The organism is Curtobacterium sp. 18060, from assembly GCF_902706105.1.
Taxonomy (GTDB): Bacteria; Actinomycetota; Actinomycetes; order Actinomycetales; family Microbacteriaceae; genus Curtobacterium.
Map to the genome: position 1 here is coordinate 1 of NZ_CACSJV010000065.1, position 17,734 is coordinate 17,734.

13 protein-coding genes and 1 other RNA gene are annotated in these 17,734 nt (G+C 69.8%); 8 read left to right on the forward strand and 6 right to left on the reverse strand.

The window, feature by feature from the left end:
* Positions 1-131: 131 nt before the first annotated feature.
* The 3 genes from rnpB to map form a co-directional block, all read right to left on the reverse strand.
* Positions 132-492, reverse strand: an RNA gene (gene rnpB, locus GVL05_RS18225) — RNase P RNA component class A.
* Between the two features lie 252 nt (positions 493-744).
* Entirely contained in the window at positions 745-1,494 is a 750-nt protein-coding gene (gene ppgK / locus GVL05_RS18230) for a polyphosphate--glucose phosphotransferase (RefSeq protein ID WP_111087008.1), read from the reverse strand.
* A 58-nt stretch (positions 1,495-1,552) separates the two neighbouring features.
* Positions 1,553-2,416 (reverse strand): type I methionyl aminopeptidase, encoded by an 864-nt coding sequence (gene map, locus GVL05_RS18235; RefSeq protein WP_123292854.1) that lies wholly within the window; start codon positions 2,414-2,416, stop codon positions 1,553-1,555.
* Positions 2,417-2,565: 149 nt separating this feature from the next.
* Between map and GVL05_RS18240 the strand changes: the two genes are divergently transcribed.
* The 6 genes from GVL05_RS18240 to GVL05_RS18265 all read left to right on the forward strand — a co-directional run bounded on the left by GVL05_RS18240 (position 2,566) and on the right by GVL05_RS18265 (position 12,252).
* Entirely contained in the window at positions 2,566-2,745 is a 180-nt protein-coding gene (locus GVL05_RS18240) for an SPOR domain-containing protein (protein ID WP_111087009.1), read from the forward strand.
* A gap of 120 nt (positions 2,746-2,865) precedes the next feature.
* A complete protein-coding gene (gene glnA, locus GVL05_RS18245) occupies positions 2,866-4,203 on the forward strand; it encodes a type I glutamate--ammonia ligase (protein WP_111087010.1) in 1,338 nt (445 codons plus the stop codon).
* Positions 4,204-4,216: 13 nt separating this feature from the next.
* Positions 4,217-7,168, forward strand: coding sequence for a bifunctional [glutamine synthetase] adenylyltransferase/[glutamine synthetase]-adenylyl-L-tyrosine phosphorylase (locus GVL05_RS18250; protein WP_159574058.1), 2,952 nt, complete (start codon positions 4,217-4,219; stop codon positions 7,166-7,168).
* A gap of 503 nt (positions 7,169-7,671) precedes the next feature.
* Positions 7,672-9,273, forward strand: coding sequence for a glycosyltransferase family 2 protein (locus GVL05_RS18255; protein WP_159574059.1), 1,602 nt, complete (start codon positions 7,672-7,674; stop codon positions 9,271-9,273).
* Positions 9,266-10,828 (forward strand): glycoside hydrolase family 26 protein, encoded by a 1,563-nt coding sequence (locus GVL05_RS18260; RefSeq protein ID WP_159574060.1) that lies wholly within the window; start codon positions 9,266-9,268, stop codon positions 10,826-10,828. Before GVL05_RS18255 ends, GVL05_RS18260 begins: the two co-directional genes overlap by 8 nt.
* A complete protein-coding gene (locus tag GVL05_RS18265) occupies positions 10,825-12,252 on the forward strand; it encodes a UDP-glucose/GDP-mannose dehydrogenase family protein (protein WP_159574061.1) in 1,428 nt (475 codons plus the stop codon). The genes GVL05_RS18260 and GVL05_RS18265 overlap by 4 nt, the downstream gene beginning before the upstream one ends.
* Positions 12,253-12,611: 359 nt before the next feature.
* Here the strand turns inward: GVL05_RS18265 and glnA (GVL05_RS18270) are convergent, their stop codons facing one another.
* On the reverse strand, positions 12,612-14,036 hold the full coding sequence (gene glnA, locus GVL05_RS18270; protein ID WP_111087015.1) for a type I glutamate--ammonia ligase: 1,425 nt from the start codon (positions 14,034-14,036) through the stop codon (positions 12,612-12,614).
* A gap of 142 nt (positions 14,037-14,178) precedes the next feature.
* Here glnA (GVL05_RS18270) and GVL05_RS18275 point away from each other — a divergent pair, with 142 nt between their 5' ends.
* Entirely contained in the window at positions 14,179-14,634 is a 456-nt protein-coding gene (locus GVL05_RS18275) for an RDD family protein (RefSeq protein WP_159574062.1), read from the forward strand.
* Positions 14,635-14,956: 322 nt separating this feature from the next.
* Here GVL05_RS18275 and GVL05_RS18280 read toward each other — a convergent pair whose 3' ends face one another.
* Positions 14,957-15,670, reverse strand: coding sequence for a DUF4191 domain-containing protein (locus tag GVL05_RS18280; protein WP_111087017.1), 714 nt, complete (start codon positions 15,668-15,670; stop codon positions 14,957-14,959).
* 128 nt (positions 15,671-15,798) lie between these two features.
* Here GVL05_RS18280 and GVL05_RS18285 point away from each other — a divergent pair, with 128 nt between their 5' ends.
* Positions 15,799-16,629, forward strand: coding sequence for a hypothetical protein (locus GVL05_RS18285; protein ID WP_159574063.1), 831 nt, complete (start codon positions 15,799-15,801; stop codon positions 16,627-16,629).
* A gap of 100 nt (positions 16,630-16,729) precedes the next feature.
* On the opposite strand, the gene sucB is transcribed toward GVL05_RS18285, so the two are convergent.
* Positions 16,730-17,734, reverse strand: a 1,005-nt coding sequence (gene sucB / locus GVL05_RS18290) for a 2-oxoglutarate dehydrogenase, E2 component, dihydrolipoamide succinyltransferase (protein ID WP_159574064.1), incomplete at its 5' end; no start/stop codon positions are given.

Sequence of the window (17,734 nt, forward strand, 5' to 3'; positions counted from 1 at the left end):
GTGCGGGGTCCGTCGCCTGGTGCGAGGTTGCACGCTCGGTGCGGCCTTGTGGCGCTGCACCGAGCGTGCAACCTCGCACGGGATCGCGAGCGCCGCACCGTGCGTCGAGCACGAGTCTCGTGGAAGTGGGGCGAATGGGCCGGCCGTACGCCGGGTTCTGTCCCGCCGCTTGCACGGCGGTGACGGCCATCTCTCTCGGACCGACGTTGCCGTCGGCCTCCAGCGGTCTACCCGAGGACTCGGCGAGCAGCCTCAGCGTCCTCTGTCTGACCTTGCTCCGGGCGAGGTTTACCGAGCGGATCCGGTCACCCGGACCCCTGGTGGTCTCTTACACCACCGTTTCACCCTTACCGACGTTGCCGCCGGCGGTCTGCTTTCTGTGGCACTGTCTCGCGGATTGCTCCGGGTGGGTGTTACCCACCGCCCTGCTCTGTGGAGCCCGGACGTTCCTCGGCACTCCCGGAGGAGTGACGCGACCGTCTCACCGACCCATTCGCAGGTCCGAGTCTACCGGCCCCGTGCCCGTGCCCGTGCCCGCGCCCGCTCGCGCCCGCGCCCGCCCCGAGGTTCCGAAATCTCGGCATGTCGGCGCGCACGAGGGGGCTCCGTGGAACCTCGGCGCACCGCAGGCGGCGAGTCGTGGAACCTCGGCGCCAGCGGCGGGGCGCGTCGAACCGCAGCGAACGACTCCCACGCCGCACGGTGCGGGCCAGTGCGGGCTCGATCGTCCGACCGATCGCCGGGTCAGGCGCTCCGGGCAGCCAGGGTCGCGGCGCCGATGATGCCGGCGTTGTTGCGCAGCGTCGCGGGGATGATCTCCGCCTGCAGGTCGAGCAGCGGCAGGAACTCCTCGTACTGCTTCGACACGCCGCCGCCGACGACGAAGAGCTCGGGGGAGAGCAGGGCCTCGAGCGTCGAGTAGTAGGTCTGCAGGCGCTTCGCCCAGTGCTTCCACGACAGGTCGTCGCGCTCCTTGGCAGCGAAGGACGCGCGCGACTCGGCGTCGTGCCCGTCGATCTCCAGGTGTCCGAGCTCCGAGTTCACGATGAGCACGCCGTCGTTGATGAGCGCGCTGCCGATCCCGGTGCCCAGCGTCGTGACGATCACCAGGCCGTCCTTGCCCTTCGCCGCGCCGAACTGCTGCTCGGCGAACCCGGCGGCGTCGGCGTCGTTGACGAAGTGGATCGCGCGGCCGAGCTCCTTCTCGAACAGCGCTTCGGCCTCGAAGCCGATCCACTTCTTCGAGACGTTCGCAGCCGACATGGTCTTGCCGTCCCGCACGATCGCGGGGAAGCACACGCCCACGGGGACGTCGGCCGCGGGTGCGAGTTCGTCGAGGATCGAGGCGACGACGGCGGTGATGTCGTGGGGCTTCCCGCCTTCCGGGGTGGCCTTCTTGATGCGGTCCGTGGTCAGTTCACCGGACGCGACGTCGACGATCGCGCCCTTGATGCCCGTACCACCGATGTCGACGCCGACTGCGAGGGAGGTCATGAGGTTGTCGTGCCTTTCGGTTGCCTGCCGGAGTGCCCGGTCAGGAAGGGGTGTCCGGTCAGGAGACGGTGAGGAGCTCCGCGCCGCGTTCGGTGACGACGAGGGTGTGCTCGAACTGCGCGGTCCACGACTTGTCGCGCGTCGAGACCGTCCAGTCGTCGGACCAGATGTCGGCTTCGATCCCGCCGAGGGTCAACATGGGCTCGATGGTGAACACCATGCCCTGCTCGATGACGTCGTCGTACTGCGGCGCGTCGTAGTGCGGGATGATCAGGCCGGAGTGGAAGGCACGACCGACACCGTGGCCGGTGTAGTCGCGGACGACGCCGTAGCCGAACCGCTTCGCGTACGCCTCGATGGCGCGGCCGATGACGTTCACCTGCCGGCCGGGGGCGACGGCCTTGATGCCGCGTCGGAGCGCTTCTTCGGTCCGCGTCACCAGGTCCGACACCTCCTGCGACGCCTGCCCGACGATGAACGTGCGGTTCGTGTCGCCGTGCATCCCGTCCTTGTAGGCGGTGATGTCGATGTTGACGAGGTCGCCCTCCTGCAGGACGGTGTCGTCGGGGATGCCGTGGCAGATGACCTCGTTGAGGCTCGAGCACAGTGACTTCGGGTACCCGCGGTACCCGAGCGTCGACGGGTAGGCGCCGTGTGCGACGACGAAGTCGTGGCCGATGCGGTCGAGTTCGTCGGTGGTCACGCCGGGACGGATCGCCGCGCCGACGGCGTCGATGGCCTGGGACGCGATGCGGCCGGCGGTGCGGATGCGCTCGACCTCGTCGGGGGAGTACGTGTCACCGAGGCCGTGCTCGTGCGGTTCGACCTTGCCGACGTACTCCGGGCGTTCGATGTCCTTCGGGACGGTCCGGAGCGGGGAGACGCGGCCGGCGGTCAGGTGTCCGTGTTCGTCCCGGGGCATGCCGACCACTCTAGCCGCGGCGCGACGCGCCGAGCGCAACCGCCCTACGGTGCGGCCCGACGGGGTGAGCGCGACTGCCTGGAGGCCCGGTGCCGGTCCGCCGGGCCGGCACCGGGCCTCCAGGTCGTCACCTGGGTACGGTGGGCGACATGAGCGACGAACGCATCGAGTCCCAGTGGTGGTTCAACGACAAGACCGGTCAGGTCGAGCAGGGTCCGCAGTCCCCGCAGCGCGACCGCATCGGCCCGTTCGACACGCGCGAGGAAGCGCAGCACGCGCTCGACCGGATCGCGGCGAACAACGAGAAGTGGGACGCCGACGACCAGTGACGCACCGGTGACGGCACGGTGACGGACCACTGACGCGTCGCACGGCCCCGCGCACGCCGCGGGACCACTAGCCTGGGACGAGGCCCGCCCGCGGCCACCCGATACACGGAAAGGTCGTGCATGGACAAGCAGACGGACTTCGTGCTCCGCACCATCGAGGAGCGCGGCATCAAGTTCATCCGACTCTGGTTCACGGACGTCATCGGGACGCTGAAGTCGGTGGCGATCGCCCCGGCCGAGGTCGAGGGCGCCTTCGCCGAGGGCATCGGGTTCGACGGCTCCGCGATCGAGGGCCTGTCCCGCTCGTACGAGGCCGACGTGCTCGCGCACCCGGACCCCTCGACGTTCCAGATCCTGCCGTGGCGCGGCGAGGTCGACCCGACCGCGCGGATGTTCTGCGACATCACGACGCCGGACGGCCAGCCCGCCGTCGCCGACCCGCGCAACGTGCTGAAGCGCACGCTGGCCCGGGCGAGCGAGCGTGGCTTCACGTTCTACACGCACCCCGAGATCGAGTTCTACCTGCTCAAGAGCCGCGAGTGGAAGGACGGCGGGCCGCAGCCCGTCGACCAGGCCGGCTACTTCGACAACGTCCCCGGCGGCAGCGCCCACGACTTCCGTCGCCGTTCCGTCCGGATGCTCGAGGACCTCGGCATCTCGGTGGAGTTCAGCCACCACGAGGCCGGGCCTGGCCAGAACGAGATCGACCTCCGCTACGCAGACGCACTGACGATGGCGGACAACATCATGACCTTCCGCACGGTCGTGAAAGAGGTCGCGATCGAGCAGGGCGTCTACGCGACGTTCATGCCGAAGCCGATCTCCGGCCAGCCGGGTTCGGGCATGCACACGCACGTCTCGCTCTTCGAGGGCGACCAGAACGCGTTCTACGAGGCCGGCGGCGAGTACCAGCTGTCCCGGACCGCCAAGCACTTCATCGCCGGTGTGCTCAAGCACGCACCCGAGATCACCGCGGTGACGAACCAGTTCGTGAACTCGTACAAGCGCCTCTGGGGTGGCGACGAGGCCCCGTCCTTCGTGACGTGGGGCCACAACAACCGTTCGGCGCTCGTGCGCGTGCCGCTGTACAAGCCCAACAAGGGTCAGTCCTCGCGCATCGAGTACCGCGGCATCGACTCGGCGGCGAACCCGTACCTGGCGTACTCGCTGCTGCTCGCTGCGGGGCTCAAGGGCATCGAGGAAGAGTACGAGCTGCCGGCCGAGGCCGAGCACGACGTCTGGAGCCTCACCGACGCCGAGCGTCGTGCCCTCGGGTACAGCCAGCTGCCGTCGAGCCTCGACCACGCCCTCAGCCTGATGGAGGACTCCGAGCTCGTCGCCGAGACGCTGGGCGAGCACGTGTTCAACTTCGTGCTCCTCAACAAGCGCCAGGAGTGGAAGCGCTACCGCGACCAGGTCACGCCGTTCGAGCTCGACACCAACCTCGGCGCCCTCTGAGCGAGCGCACCACATGACCGGTCGGACGACGTCGTCGCGTTCCGAGTTGGCCCGCCTGGGCTTCGCCGAGCTGTCGGAGAGCCTGGAGCGGATCGCTGACCTGGAGGCGCGGTTCGACTCCGTCGTGCCGCTGCCGGTCAGCGGCACTCCGGCGCTCTGGGGCATCACCGCGGATCCCGACGGCGCGCTGCGGCTGCTGGAACGGCTGCTGGAGCGTGCTCCGGACGAGCTCCGACCCGTCCTGACGGACGAGGCCGCGACGGAGCGGCTGATCCGCCTGCTCGGCGCCTCGGTCGGTCTCGGCGAGTTCCTGCACCGTCGTCCTGCCGAACTCGCACTGCTGCTCGAGCCCGTCGTCGCGCCGTGGTCGCAGGAGCGGTACACGGCGTCCCTGCTCGAGGCGATCGACGGCGCCACCGGCGAGGACGCACGGATGTGCCTGCGGGTGCGGTACCGCCGGCACCTCGCGCAGATCGCCCTGTACGACGTGCTGCACTCGTCGCCGACCGAGGCGTTCCCGGCCGTCGCTGCCGGACTGGCCGACCTCGCCGGGGCAGCGCTCGACGCCGCGGTCGACGTCGCCCGGCGCGAGGTGCCGTTCCCGGCGGCCGACGTCGCTGCGACCCCGCTCGCGGTGATCGCGATGGGCAAGGCCGGCGCTCGCGAGCTCAACTACGTCAGCGACGTCGACGTCATCTTCGTCACCGAGGCCACCGACGACATCGGCACCGACCGTGCCGTCCGCATCTCGACGCGGATCGCGATCGCCGCGACCCACGCGATCACCGACCTGGCCGCCGAACCCGGTCTGTGGGAGGTCGACGCGAACCTGCGACCGGAGGGCAAGGACGGTGCCCTCGTCCGCACGCTCGACTCGCACGTCGCGTACTACGAGCGCTGGGCGAAGTCGTGGGAGTTCCAGGCGCTCCTCAAGGCCCGGCCGATCGCCGGCTCGGCCGACCTCGGCGCGCGCTACGCCGAGGCCGTCGCACCGTTCGTCTGGAGCTCGTCGGCGCGCCCCGGGTTCGTCGAGTCGGTGCAGCGGATGCGCGAGCGCGTCACCGACCACATCCCCGACGGCGAGGTCGACCGGCAGCTCAAGCTCGGTCCGGGCGGCCTGCGCGACGTCGAGTTCACCGTGCAGCTCCTGCAGCTCGTGCACGGTCGTGACGACGAGTCCGTGCGCGTCCGTTCCACCCTCGAGGCGATGGACGCCCTGACCGCCGCCGGGTACGTCGGACGCGCCGAGGCCGCCCACTTCGGTCCGGACTACGCGCTGCTCCGGGTCCTCGAGCACCGCATCCAGCTCCGCCGACTGCAGCGGACGCACCTGATGCCGACCGACGAGGAAGAACTCCGCGTCCTCGCCCGGTCGAGCGGTCTGGCCACCTCGGCCGCAGCCCTCGAGACCCGGTGGCGCGCGGTCAAGCTCGAGGTCCGCGGCCTGCACGAGCGGCTGTTCTACCGTCCGCTGCTTTCCGCCGTCGCCACGACCGAGGGCGAGATCGTGCTGACCGACGACCAGGTCGTCGACCGGCTCGCGGGCGTCGGCTTCGTCGACCCGCCCGGTGCGCTGCGGCACATCCGGGCGCTCACACAGGGCACGAGCCGACGTGCGGCGATCCAGCGCAACCTGCTGCCGGTGCTCCTGCGGTGGATGGCCGAGGGGCCGGCGCCGGACCGGGCACTGTTGGCGTTCCGACGGCTCAGCGACACCCTGGGGGAGTCCAGCTGGTTCCTCCGGATGCTCCGCGACTCGTCCGGGGCTGCGCACTCGCTGACCACCGTGCTGTCGGAGTCGGCGTTCCTGTCCGGTCTCCTCGAGCGGTTCCCGGAGGCCGTCGCCTGGCTCGACGAGCCCGAGTCGCTCCTGCGTGCCCGCCCGATGGACTCGTTGCTCGCCGAGATGACCGCGACGACCGCGCGGCACGGCAACGACGTCGACGGTGCGGCCAGCCTGCTGCGCTCGGCGCGCCGCCGCGAGACCCTGCGCCTCGGTATGGCTGCGGTGCTCGGCCACCTCGACGTGGACGCCCTGGGTGCTGCACTCAGCGACGTGACCGAGGCGACGCTCGCCGGGGCCCTCGCGCTCGCCCGACGGGACGCCCCCGCGGACTTCGAGTTCGGGATCATCGCGATGGGCCGCTACGGCGGGCGTGAGCTCGGCTTCGGCTCCGACGCCGACGTCCTCTACGTGTACCGCGCGCCGGACCTGGCGACCGAGGTGGCCTCCCGGACGGCACAGACCATCGTGCGCGAGCTGAACCGGCTCACCGAGGACACCGTCCACCCGCTCGACCTCGACATCGACCTGCGCCCCGAGGGCAAGAACGGCCCGGTGGCGCGCACGCTCGAGTCCTACGGCGCCTACTACGCCCGGTGGTCGCTGACGTGGGAGGCGCAGGCGCTGCTCCGTGCCCGTGGCGCAGTCGGCGACGCCCAGCTGCTCCGGGACTTCGAGCACCTGGCCGACCGCACGCGCTACCCGGAGCGGATCGACGAGAACGAGGTGCGCGAGGTCCGACGCATCAAGGCCCGTGTCGAGTCCGAGCGACTGCCACGTGGGGCCGATCCGGCTCGCCACCTGAAGCTCGGGCGCGGATCGCTCAGCGACGTCGAGTGGTTCGTCCAGCTCCTGCAGCTGCAGCACGCCCTCGAGTTCCCCGCGCTCCGCACGACCTCGACGCTCGAGGCACTCGACGGTGCCGTAGCTGCCGGGTTCGTCAGTGCCGACGACGGCGAGCGGCTCGGTGCGGCCTGGCGCTTCGCCTCGCGGACGCGCAGTGCGCTGGTGCTCTGGTCGGGGAAGACCACCGACGTCCTGCCCGTCGACCGAGTCCAGCTCGAGGGCGTCGCGCGGCTGATGGAGTACCCGCCCGGCTCGGCGAGCGAGCTCGAAGAGGACTACCTCGGCGTCACCCGACGTGCGCGGCAGGTCTTCGAGCGCGAGTTCTACGGCGCCTGACGCCGCACCGACACGCCCGGGCGTGCTCCCCGGACGCGAAGGTGACGAGTCGTCGCAGGTTAATTCCCCGTGTCGCGCACCGTCCCCCGTTCGTTTCGGACTGTACCCCGATCCGGACAGACGGGCTCGTCGTTACTTCGTCGTGACCACCACGCGCCGGGCCGCCGGCGGACGTGCCAGAGGTCCGCGCCGACTCGCCCGGTGACCATGTCGTGAACAGGGGTTTCCCGAGGTGGTGATCCGCGCCTCCCGGTAGCGATCGCCGCCCACCAGGGTGAGTGGCAGGGTGAACGCGGTCCGCAGGAGTGCTGTCAGCACGAGGGGGGACCACCGGTCCCGGTGGAGATGGGGACAAGTGTGTACCCCGTAACGCGTTCGAAACGCCCCCGGACGGGGGTCGCGTTGCGCTGGGGTTCAGGTTTCTGCGTCAATTGGGACACCCGAACCGACCCTGATTCCCCAACGTCGCGGAATCTCCACCTCGAACGTTGAAGCAGGGATCAGTGTTCACCTTCATTCTGCAGATCAGGCAGATGGTCGAAGGCCACCCCGAGTTCTACCTGTTCGCCGTGTACTCCGCGGTGATCTGGTTGCTCTGGTTGGTCAAGGTCGTCATCTCCGCCCGTTACCGCCCGTTCACCGGCACCTTCGTCGGTACCACCAGCGTCGTCGTCCCCGTCGTGGACGAACCGCTCGACCTGTTCCGCGACGTCATCGGTCGCATGGTCGAGCAGCGACCCGGCGAGATCATCGTCGTCATCAACGGCGCCCGCAACGAGGCGCTCGAAGCCGTCTGCGACGAGTTCGCCCCGCTCGTCCGCTGGACCCACACGCCCATCCCGGGCAAGCGCAACGCCGTCAAGGTCGGCACCGAGATGTCCAACGGCGACATCACGGTGCTCGTCGACTCGGACACCGTCTGGACCCCCGGCGCGCTCGAGGAACTCCTCAAGCCGTTCGCCGACGAGTCCGTCGGCGGTGTCACGACCCGGCAGCGCATCCTCGAACCCGAGCGCAGCTGGATCACCCGCTGGGCCGACTGGCTCGAGAACTCGCGGGCGCTCTACTCGATGCCCGCGCAGAGCGTCCTCGGGCAGATCGGCTGCCTGCCCGGGCGCACGATCGCCTTCCGACGGAACATCCTGATGCGCGTCATGGACAAGTTCATGCACGAGAAGTTCATGGGTGTGTTCCTCGAGGTCTCCGACGACCGCACACTCACGAACCTCACGCTCAAGGAGGGGTACCGGACCGTCTACCAGTACACCTCGCTGGTCTACACGGACGCTCCGCTGCAGGTGAAGAAGCTGTTCAAGCAGCAGCTCCGCTGGGCCCGTGGCTCGCAGTACAACACGTTGCGCATGCTGCCGTGGATGCTCGGTCACGCCCCGGTGCTCGCGGCGTTCTTCATCACCGACATCATCCTGCCGTTCATGCTCTTCGGTGTGATCGCCGGGTGGATCTACCGGGCCTTCACCGGGCAGGGCGAGAACCTGTACCAGGGCATCCTGTCGCAGTACGGCTTCTCGACGGGCTTCGTCTACGTCGCCGCCCTGATGGTCGTCTCGTCGGTGCTCAGCATGGCCATCCGGCAGATGCGCCACCTGGCCGAGAAGCCGAGTGACTTCTTCCGCCTGCCGATGTTCATCATCGTGTCGACGTTCTTCCTCATGCCGATCCGGCTCATCGGCTTCTTCCGCCTGGCGCACGCGTCCGGCTGGGGGACCCGCGCCGGTGCCTACGCCGGCGGTCCGATGCAGGAGGACCCGTCCGACGCCGCGCAGCCGTCGTCCTTCGGCACCGAGACCCCGGTCAGCCCGATCGACGCCGCGGACCGTGCCCGGGCCGTCGACGGACGCGTGCCGCTCGGCAGCGACCAGGTGGCCGTGGACCGCGCGTTCGACGAGCTCTTCGGGGCCGACGCCACCACCAACTCCACCACGACCGTGCTCGCGACCCGGCGGGAGGCCGCTGCCGCAGCAGCAGTGCAGCCCGCAGCCCCACGGACCGCCCCCGTGAAGGCCCGCCGGTACAACCCGTACGCCGCGATCCCGTACTGCATCGGCATCGCGATCTTCGTCCTGGAGGCCTTCCTCATTGTCTGACATCATCCGCTCCTCCAGTACCTGGTGGGCGCAGTCGAGCAAGCACGCCCGCTGGACGGCCGTCGGCACGACCGCCATCGTCCTCGCCCTCGCCCTCATCACCTGGTCGGTCTGGGTCTCCCCGGCCGGCCCCGTCTCCACCGCCGTGCACCAGGCCCTCGGGGTCACCGCCCCGAAGGCCAAGAAGGTGTCCGCCGCCGAACTGCAGACGCAGCTCGACGCTGCCCAGGACCGCATCTGGGCGCTCGAGGGCAAGCTCGACTCCCGCACCGCCCAGGCCGGGTCGCGTGGCGACCAGATCACGGAGCTCAAGGCGCAGATCGCGTCGCTCCAGTCCCAGCTCGGTTCCGCGAAGGGCTCGGGAGGCTCGTCCTCCGTCAACGCGTCGGGTTCCGGTGCGAACGGGGCCGGCGCCTCGGGCTCCGGTACCGGGTCCGGGTCGGTCGCGTCCGACAACGGGTCGGGCAGCGGCTCCGCCGGTGGATCGGGTACCGGTTCGGGTGGCGGCAACGGTGGGGTGACCAACCCCAACCCCGGCCCCTCGACCGACCCGGGCACCACGCCCGTCGCCGTGCCGACCAAGGCCGAGATCCTCGGGCAGCAGTCGCGCTGGTACGGCCTGTACACCGCGCAGTCCCCGTTCAACTGGGCCGAGTACGACGAGGTCTCTCGGCAGGTCGGCACCGCGTCGAACATGACCGGGTTCTTCCAGGGCTTCGACCAGGCGTTCAACGCGAGTGCGATCCAGCGCTCGTGGGCGAACGGCCGCGTGCCGCTCATGACCTGGGAGACCGCCCCCGCGCAGACCGGCAACGACCAGAAGTACGTCGCCGGCTACACGAACCAGGACATCACCGACGGTGACTTCGATGCGTACCTGACGAAGTACGCCAAGGCGCTGAAGGCCAACGGGCAGCCGATGGTCATCCGTCTCGACCACGAGATGAACGGTTCTTGGTACAACTGGTCCGAAGGTGACGCCCAGCAGAACGCGAAGCAGTCGTACGTGAAGATGTGGCAGCACGTGCACGACGTCTTCCAGGCGAACGGCGCGAACGACTACGTCATCTGGAACTGGGCGCCGAGCCGCATCGACAAGCTCGGCAACGCGAAGTACCAGACGCTCGAGTACATGCAGAACTACTACCCGGGTGCCGACTACGTCGACTGGGTCGGCATGAGCGGGTACTACCGCACGGCCTCCGAGGACCCGACCTTCGCGAACACCTTCGCCGCCACCGTGCAGCAGCTGCGCGAGGTCGCACCGGGCAAGAAGATCCTGCTCAGTGAGATCGGCGCCACCGAGAGCGGCACCACCGTCTCGGGCGGCCAGAAGTCGAAGTGGATCAACTCGCTCTTCGACGCCCTGGCCGACCCCGCCAACGCCGACATCATCGGGTTCTCGTACTTCAGCGAGACCGCGACCACGGTCGTGGACGGCGTCCGCTCCACCAACGACTGGCGACTCAACTCACGAGCCGACTCCCTGCAGGCATTCGCCGAGGGCATCAAGCGCAACGACATCGACTACGACCTGCAGGAGGTCACGCCATGACCGCGTCCAAGAAGTCGCCCCACCAGGCCGACACCCGTCCCGCACCCGTCATCAGCGTCATCGGCACCGGCTACCTCGGTGCCACCCACGCGGCCGCCATGGCCGAGATGGGCTTCGAGACCATCGGCGTGGACGTCGACCCGGCGAAGCTCGCCGCGTTGTCCGCCGGCGAGGTCCCGTTCTTCGAACCCGGCCTGCCCGAGCTCATCACGAAGCACGTCGCGAGCGGCAAGCTCCGGTTCACGGCGGACATCGCCTCGGCCGTCGCCGCCGCGGACGTCCACTTCGTCTGCGTCGGCACCCCGCAGAAGGCGGGCTCGCACGCCGCCAACCTGGCGTACGTCGAGAGCGCCACCCGCGGCGTCGCCGAGAACCTCACCCACCCGGGACTCATCGTCGGCAAGTCGACGGTCCCGGTCGGCACCGCGGCGCGACTGCGCGGCATCGTCCGCGAGTTCACGCCCTCGGGGATCGACGCCGAGCTCATCTGGAACCCGGAGTTCCTCCGCGAGGGCAAGGCCGTCGAGGACACCCTGCACCCGGACCGCCTGGTCTGGGGCGGCGCGTCCGAAGCTGCCGACGCCGTCATCCGCGAGGTCTACGCCGCGCCGATCGGCGAGGGCACACCGGTCATCACCACGGACCTCGCCACCGCGGAGCTCGTCAAGGTGAGCGCCAACGCGTTCCTCGCCACGAAGATCTCGTTCATCAACGCGATCTCCGAGATGTGCGCGATCACCGGCGCCGACGTGTCGACCCTCGCCGACGCCCTCGGGCACGACGCCCGCATCGGCCGGAAGTTCCTGAACGCCGGCCTCGGGTTCGGCGGCGGGTGCCTGCCGAAGGACATCCGAGCGCTCATGTACCGCGCGAACGAGATCGGGGCGGGCCAGGTCGTCGGCCTCATGCAGCAGGTCGACGAGATCAACATGGGCCAGCGTCAGCGGGTCATCGACATGGCGATCGACTCGGCCGGGGGATCGGTGCTGAACCGTCGTGTGGCCGTGATCGGCGCTGCGTTCAAGCCCCTGACCGACGACGTGCGGGACTCCCCGGCGCTCAACGTGGCCGCTGCGCTCCACCTGCGCGGCGCCCAGGTCACCCTCTGGGACCCCGAGGCGATGGAGCCGGCGAAGCGCTCGTTCCCGACGCTGAGCTACGCCGCGTCGATGGCGGACGCGATCGAGGGCGCCGACGTCGTCCTGGTGCTCACCGAGTGGGACGAGATCATCACCGCCGACCCGGTCGCCCTCGGTGACCTCGTCGGTCGCCGCGTCGTGATCGATGCGCGCAACTGCCTCCCGGTCCACGACTGGGTCAAAGCGGGGTGGACCGTCCGTTCCCTGGGGCGGCCCACGCCGGTCACGGGTGCACCCGTGAGCGTCGCAGCGGGGACGAACGACTCGTTGGCCACGGCTCGCTAGTCACCGTTCGCGAAGCGGGGTCCGTGCCGGGCGGCACGGGCCCCGTTCCCGTGTGCGCGGTGCCGGGTCGGATCGTGCGCAGGTGGTCGAAACGGGCGTACCTGGTCGGAACTTTCGACCAGGTACGCCCGATTCGGCTTCCCAGTCCGGGTGCGATGGGAAGGAACGTGCGTCGCGACCAGCCGGGAGGCCCGGTGCCGGCCCGCCGGACCGGCACCGGGCCTCCAGACGGTCGCCGCAACCGCCCACCCCGCCAAAGCGACACATTCCTGCGGATGGTTCGCGGCACACTGTCGCTGTCGCGGCACACACGAAGGCCCCGCACCTGACGGTGCGGGGCCTTCGTGTGTCAGCGAAGATCAGACGCCGAAGTACAGCTCGTACTCGAACGGGTGCGGGCGCTGCGCCAGCGGGAGGATCTCGTTCTCACGCTTGTAGTCGATCCAGGTCTGGATGAGGTCCTCGGTGAAGACGTTGCCCTTCGTGAGGAACTCGTGGTCCGCCTCGAGGAAGTCGAGCGCCTCGTCGAGGGAGCCGGGGACCTGCGGGATGCCCTTTGCTTCCTCGGGCGGGAGCTCGTAGAGGTCCTTGTCGACGGGCTCGTGCGGCTCGATGCGGTTCTGGATGCCGTCGAGGCCCGCCATCAGCTGCGCGGCGAAGGCGAGGTACGGGTTGCCCGAGGCGTCCGGCGCGCGGAACTCGATGCGCTTGGCCTTCGGGTTGGTGCCCGTGATCGGGATGCGGATCGCAGCCGAACGGTTGCCGGCCGAGTAGACCAGGTTGACCGGAGCCTCGAAGCCCTTGACCAGGCGGTGGTACGAGTTGATCGACGGGTTGGTGAAGGCGAGCAGCGCCGGAGCGTGCTTCAGCAGACCGCCGATGTACCAACGGGCCAGGTCGGACAGGCCGCCGTAGCCGTTCTCGTCGTAGAAGAGCGGCTTGCCGTCCGACCAGAGCGACTGGTGGGTGTGCATGCCCGAGCCGTTGTCGCCGAAGAGCGGCTTCGGCATGAACGTGGCGACCTTGCCCCACTGGTCCGCCGTGTTCTTGACGATGTACTTGAACTTCAGGATGTCGTCCGCGGCGTGGACCATCGTGTCGAACTTGTAGTTGATCTCCTGCTGGCCGCCGGTACCCACCTCGTGGTGCGAGCGCTCGAGCTCGAAGCCCGCGTCGATCAGCTTGAGGGTGATGTCGTCGCGCAGGTCGGCGGTCTTGTCGACCGGCGACACGGGGAAGTAGCCGCCCTTGTACGGGGTCTTGTTGGCGAGGTTGCCGCCCTCTTCGTCACGACCGGTGTTCCAGGCGCCCTCTTCGGAGTCGACCGCGTAGAACGACTCGTTCTGGGTGACGGAGTAGCGGACGTCGTCGAAGATGTAGAACTCGGCCTCGGGGGCGAAGAACGCGGTGTCCGCGATGCCCGTCGACGCGAGGTACTTCTCGGCCTTCTTCGCCACCTGGCGCGGGTCGCGGCCGTAGATCTCGCCGTTCCGCGGGTTGTAGATGTCGAAGATCATGATGAGCGTGCGCTCGGCGCGGAACTGGTCCACGTAGGCGGTGGTCACATCGGGGATCAGCTGCATGTCGGACTCGTGGATCGACGCGAACCCGCGGATCGAGGAGCCGTCGAAGAGCTGGCCGACCGAGAAGAAGTCCTCGTCGACGGTCGAGGCGGGGATGTTGAAGTGCTGCTGCACACCCGGCAGGTCCGTGAATCGGATGTCGAGGAACTTGACGTCGGTGTCCTTGATGAAGGCCAGGACCTCGGAGGAATCGCTGAACATGGGGGCCGATCTCCAATGGGTTGGGTGATGTCGGAGGTACCGATCAAGGCACCTCCGACGAGGCTATTGACACGGGGTTTCCCGGACGTGACTGAATTGTTTCGGGCGTGTTACGGGCGGCAGGTCGCCTACGCTTGGGGGCATGGCCCGCAGCTCCTCCAGTCCGTCCGCGCCCTCCGAGCACCCCGACGGCTGGCCGGGCAAGGACCTCGGTCTGCCGGAGGAAGGACCCCGCAGCGTCGGGCGGATCGGACGGCGGATCGTCGCCCTGCTCATCGACGGTGCCCTCGCCGACCTCATCGCCTACGTGACCGGGGTCTGGTCGCCGGTGAACGGTTCCGGGGACATCGCGCACTCGTGGGTGCAGCTGGCGATCTTCGCCGCGCTCCAGGTGCTCTTCATCTGCCTGTTGTCCGGCTCGTTCGGGCACATCTGCGTCGGGCTGCGCCTCGTGCCGATGCGCGGGGGGTACGTGGGGGTGTGGCGTCCGGTCGTCCGGACCGTCCTGCTCTGCCTGGTGGTGCCGGCGCTCATCATCGACCGGGACAGCCGCGGCGCGCACGACCGCATCGCCGGCACGGTGCTCGTCCGCCGCTGACCCGGGGACGGGCCCGCGCCACCGGCCGCGCCCGCGCCGACCGCACCGACCGCACCGCACGGTGCGAGGTTCGTCGCGGGGCGCTGCGGGGCGCTGTTCTGCACCGTGCGAGGTTCGTCGGCACGTGCGAGGTTGCCCGCTCGGTGCAGCGCGACAGGTTTGCACCGAGCGGGTAACCTCGCACTAAGTGGCCGAAGGCGCACGGTGCGCCCGGCTTGCGCCACCGACCGCACCGACCGCACCGACCGCACCGCACGCAGACTGCAGAACGCCCCCGACCTGGCACGGTCGGGGGCGTTCTGCGTGGTGGTTCGTGGACGGGTCAGCGCGGACGTCCGGCACGGGCACGCATCGGGTCCATGCCCTTCGGGATCGCCGCGGCGGGGCTCTGCGTGAGCGAGTCGAGGCGGTTCGCGACGGCCAGGACCTCGTTGCGGTTGAGTGACTTCTTGAACTTGTTCATGGCACGGGGGAGCTTGTGCAGCGTGAGGGTGTCGTCGCCGTCACCGACGCTGACCACGTGGACCGCGACGTTCGGGACGATGCGCTGCACTTTGCGACGCTCTTCGTCGACCTGACGCTTCAGGTTGCCGCGCTGGCCCTCGGTGATCAGGACGACGCCGGGACGCCCCACCGCGCGGTAGACCGCGGACTGCGAGCGACCGTGCACGGCGACGGGCATCTCGCTGGAGCGCCACTGCCGACGCAGCGAGTTGGAGAGCACCGCACCGACGGCGCCGGGCTGGCCCTCGATCTGCGAGTACGCCGCCCGCTCGGCCAGCCGGCCGAGGACGATGAGGAAGAGCAGCACGCCCATCAGGACACCGGCGACGATCCACAGGATCATCGCGAGCCAGTTCTGGCCCGGGAGCACCAGCGCCAGCACGATGCCGAGGACGACGGGGCCGACGAATGCGAGGGCGAACCACCAGACGGATGACGGGTCGGCCCGTCGGGTCATCTGGAAGACCTGGAACATCTGCTTGAGACGCCCCGGCTCCTTCGCCTTCGTGTCTGTGGAAGTGCTGCGTGCCATGCTGACAGGATACGGCCTCCGCGGTCCGGGGGAGACCGCAGTCGGTCCGGCTGTGCGCGAACACGCGTTGTCCACAGACCGGGCAGGACGGACAGGAGGCCCGGCTCGCCTCCGCCACGCTCGTCACCATGGACCCGAGCACCGACCAGAGCGTCGACGACGCCCGCAGCGACCGTTGGGTCGCGCCGGCCGACGACGCTGCCGTGGCGGCCTGGATCGCGGACCGGTGCGCCACCGGACACCGGCACCTGGTGCCCGTCGAGGCGGTGGGCCGGACCGGGGCCGGCGGGCTCGTGACCCTGCTCGACCGCCCACGCGGCACGCCGCTCCCGGTGGCGCTGGACCGTCTCGGCACCCCGACGACCGGGGTCGCGGTGACCCTCTGCGTCCCGCTCCTCGAGCTCCTCGTCGCGGCCGTGGACGGCGCGGTGCGGCTCGGCGTCGCCGGGATCGACGACGTCCTGGTGGACGACGCGGGCGCCGTGGTGCTGTGCGATCGCCCGGCTGGAGCCGTCCGCGACGGCACGGAGCTGCCCGGTGACGATGCTGCACGGGTCCTCGTACTCGCTGCCCGGGTCGTCTGGGACCGTGTCGACCCGCGCGATCCGAGTCGCGACGAGGTGGACGCTGCGCTCCTCGCGGCGCTCGACGGCGACCGCAGCACCGTGTGCGCGGCGCTCGACGCGGTCCGGGGTGCGGCGCCTCCGCGGCCGTTCCGATGGGCCCCACCGCCAGCCGACCTGGTGTTCGTCGAGGCGGACCCGCCGCTCGACACGACGGGCCCGGCAGCTCGACTGCGCGAGGTCGTCGAGCGCGGCATCCCGCTCGGTGCTGGTCGGCGGTTGCCGCTCCGCCGCGCCGTGGTCGGTGTCGTCGTCGCGATCGGTACGGTCGTCGCCGCGGTGTCCGTGCTCGGTGCCGGAACGGACACCGGGACCGGTGCGGGTGGTGGTGGCTGACGCGCCCGGACACCCCCGGACGCCGACGAACCGGAGCGGGAACGGGAACGGCCCCGGCTCCCCACGAGGGGAACCGGGGCCGTCGGCCGTGGTGCTGGGGTCAGTACCCGAGGTTGGGGGCGAAGTTGCCCTCTTCCAGGCGGTTCTTGACCGCGACCAGGTAGCGCGAGGCGTCCGCACCGTCGATGATCCGGTGGTCGTACGACAGCGCGAGGTAGACGAACGAACGGATCGCGATCGCCTCCTGGCCGTCGACCTTCACGACCGCGGCACGCTTCGTGACGATGCCGGTCCCGAGGATCGCCGACTGCGGCAGGAACACCACGGGGGTGTCGAACAACGCGCCACGCGAACCGGTGTTCGTCAGCGTGAACGTACCGCCGGCGAGCTCGTCGGGCTTGAGCTGGTTGTTCCGGGTGCGCTCCGCCAGGTCCGCGATGGACTTCGAGAACTGCGCCAGGTCGAGCGAGGCTGCGTCCTTGATGACCGGGGTCAGCAGGCCGCGCTCGGTGTCCACCGCGATGGAGACGTTCTCGGACTCCGGGTAGACGATCTCGTCGCCCTCCACGGTCGAGTTGATCTTCGGGTGGGCCTTGAGCGCCTCGGACGCCGCCAGGGCGAAGAACGGCATGAACGAGAGCTTCGAACCGGTCTTCTCGAGGAACTCCGCCTTGTGGGCGTCGCGGAACTGCGCCACCTTCGTGACGTCCACCTCGACGACGCTCGTGAGCTGTGCGGTCGAGGTCATCGACTGCACGGCGCGCTCGGCCACGACCTTGCGCAGGCGGGTCATCTTCTCGCGGGTGCCGCGCAGCGGCGAGACCTCGGCGACGAACGGACCGGACGCGGCGGCGGGTGCAGCTGCACCACCGGCGGCCGGGGCCTTCGCGACGGCCGCGAGCACGTCCTCCTTGCGGATGCGCCCGCCGACACCGGAACCGGTGACGGTGGACAGGTCGACGCCCTGCTCGTTCGCGAGCTTGCGGACGAGCGGCGTGACGTAGCCGGAGGCTGCGCCGTCCTGCGTCGGGTTCGGCACCGCGGCGGCGGTGGTCGCGCTCGGCGCGGCCGGTGCGGGTGCAGCAGCGGTCGCGCCGAGCGCGAC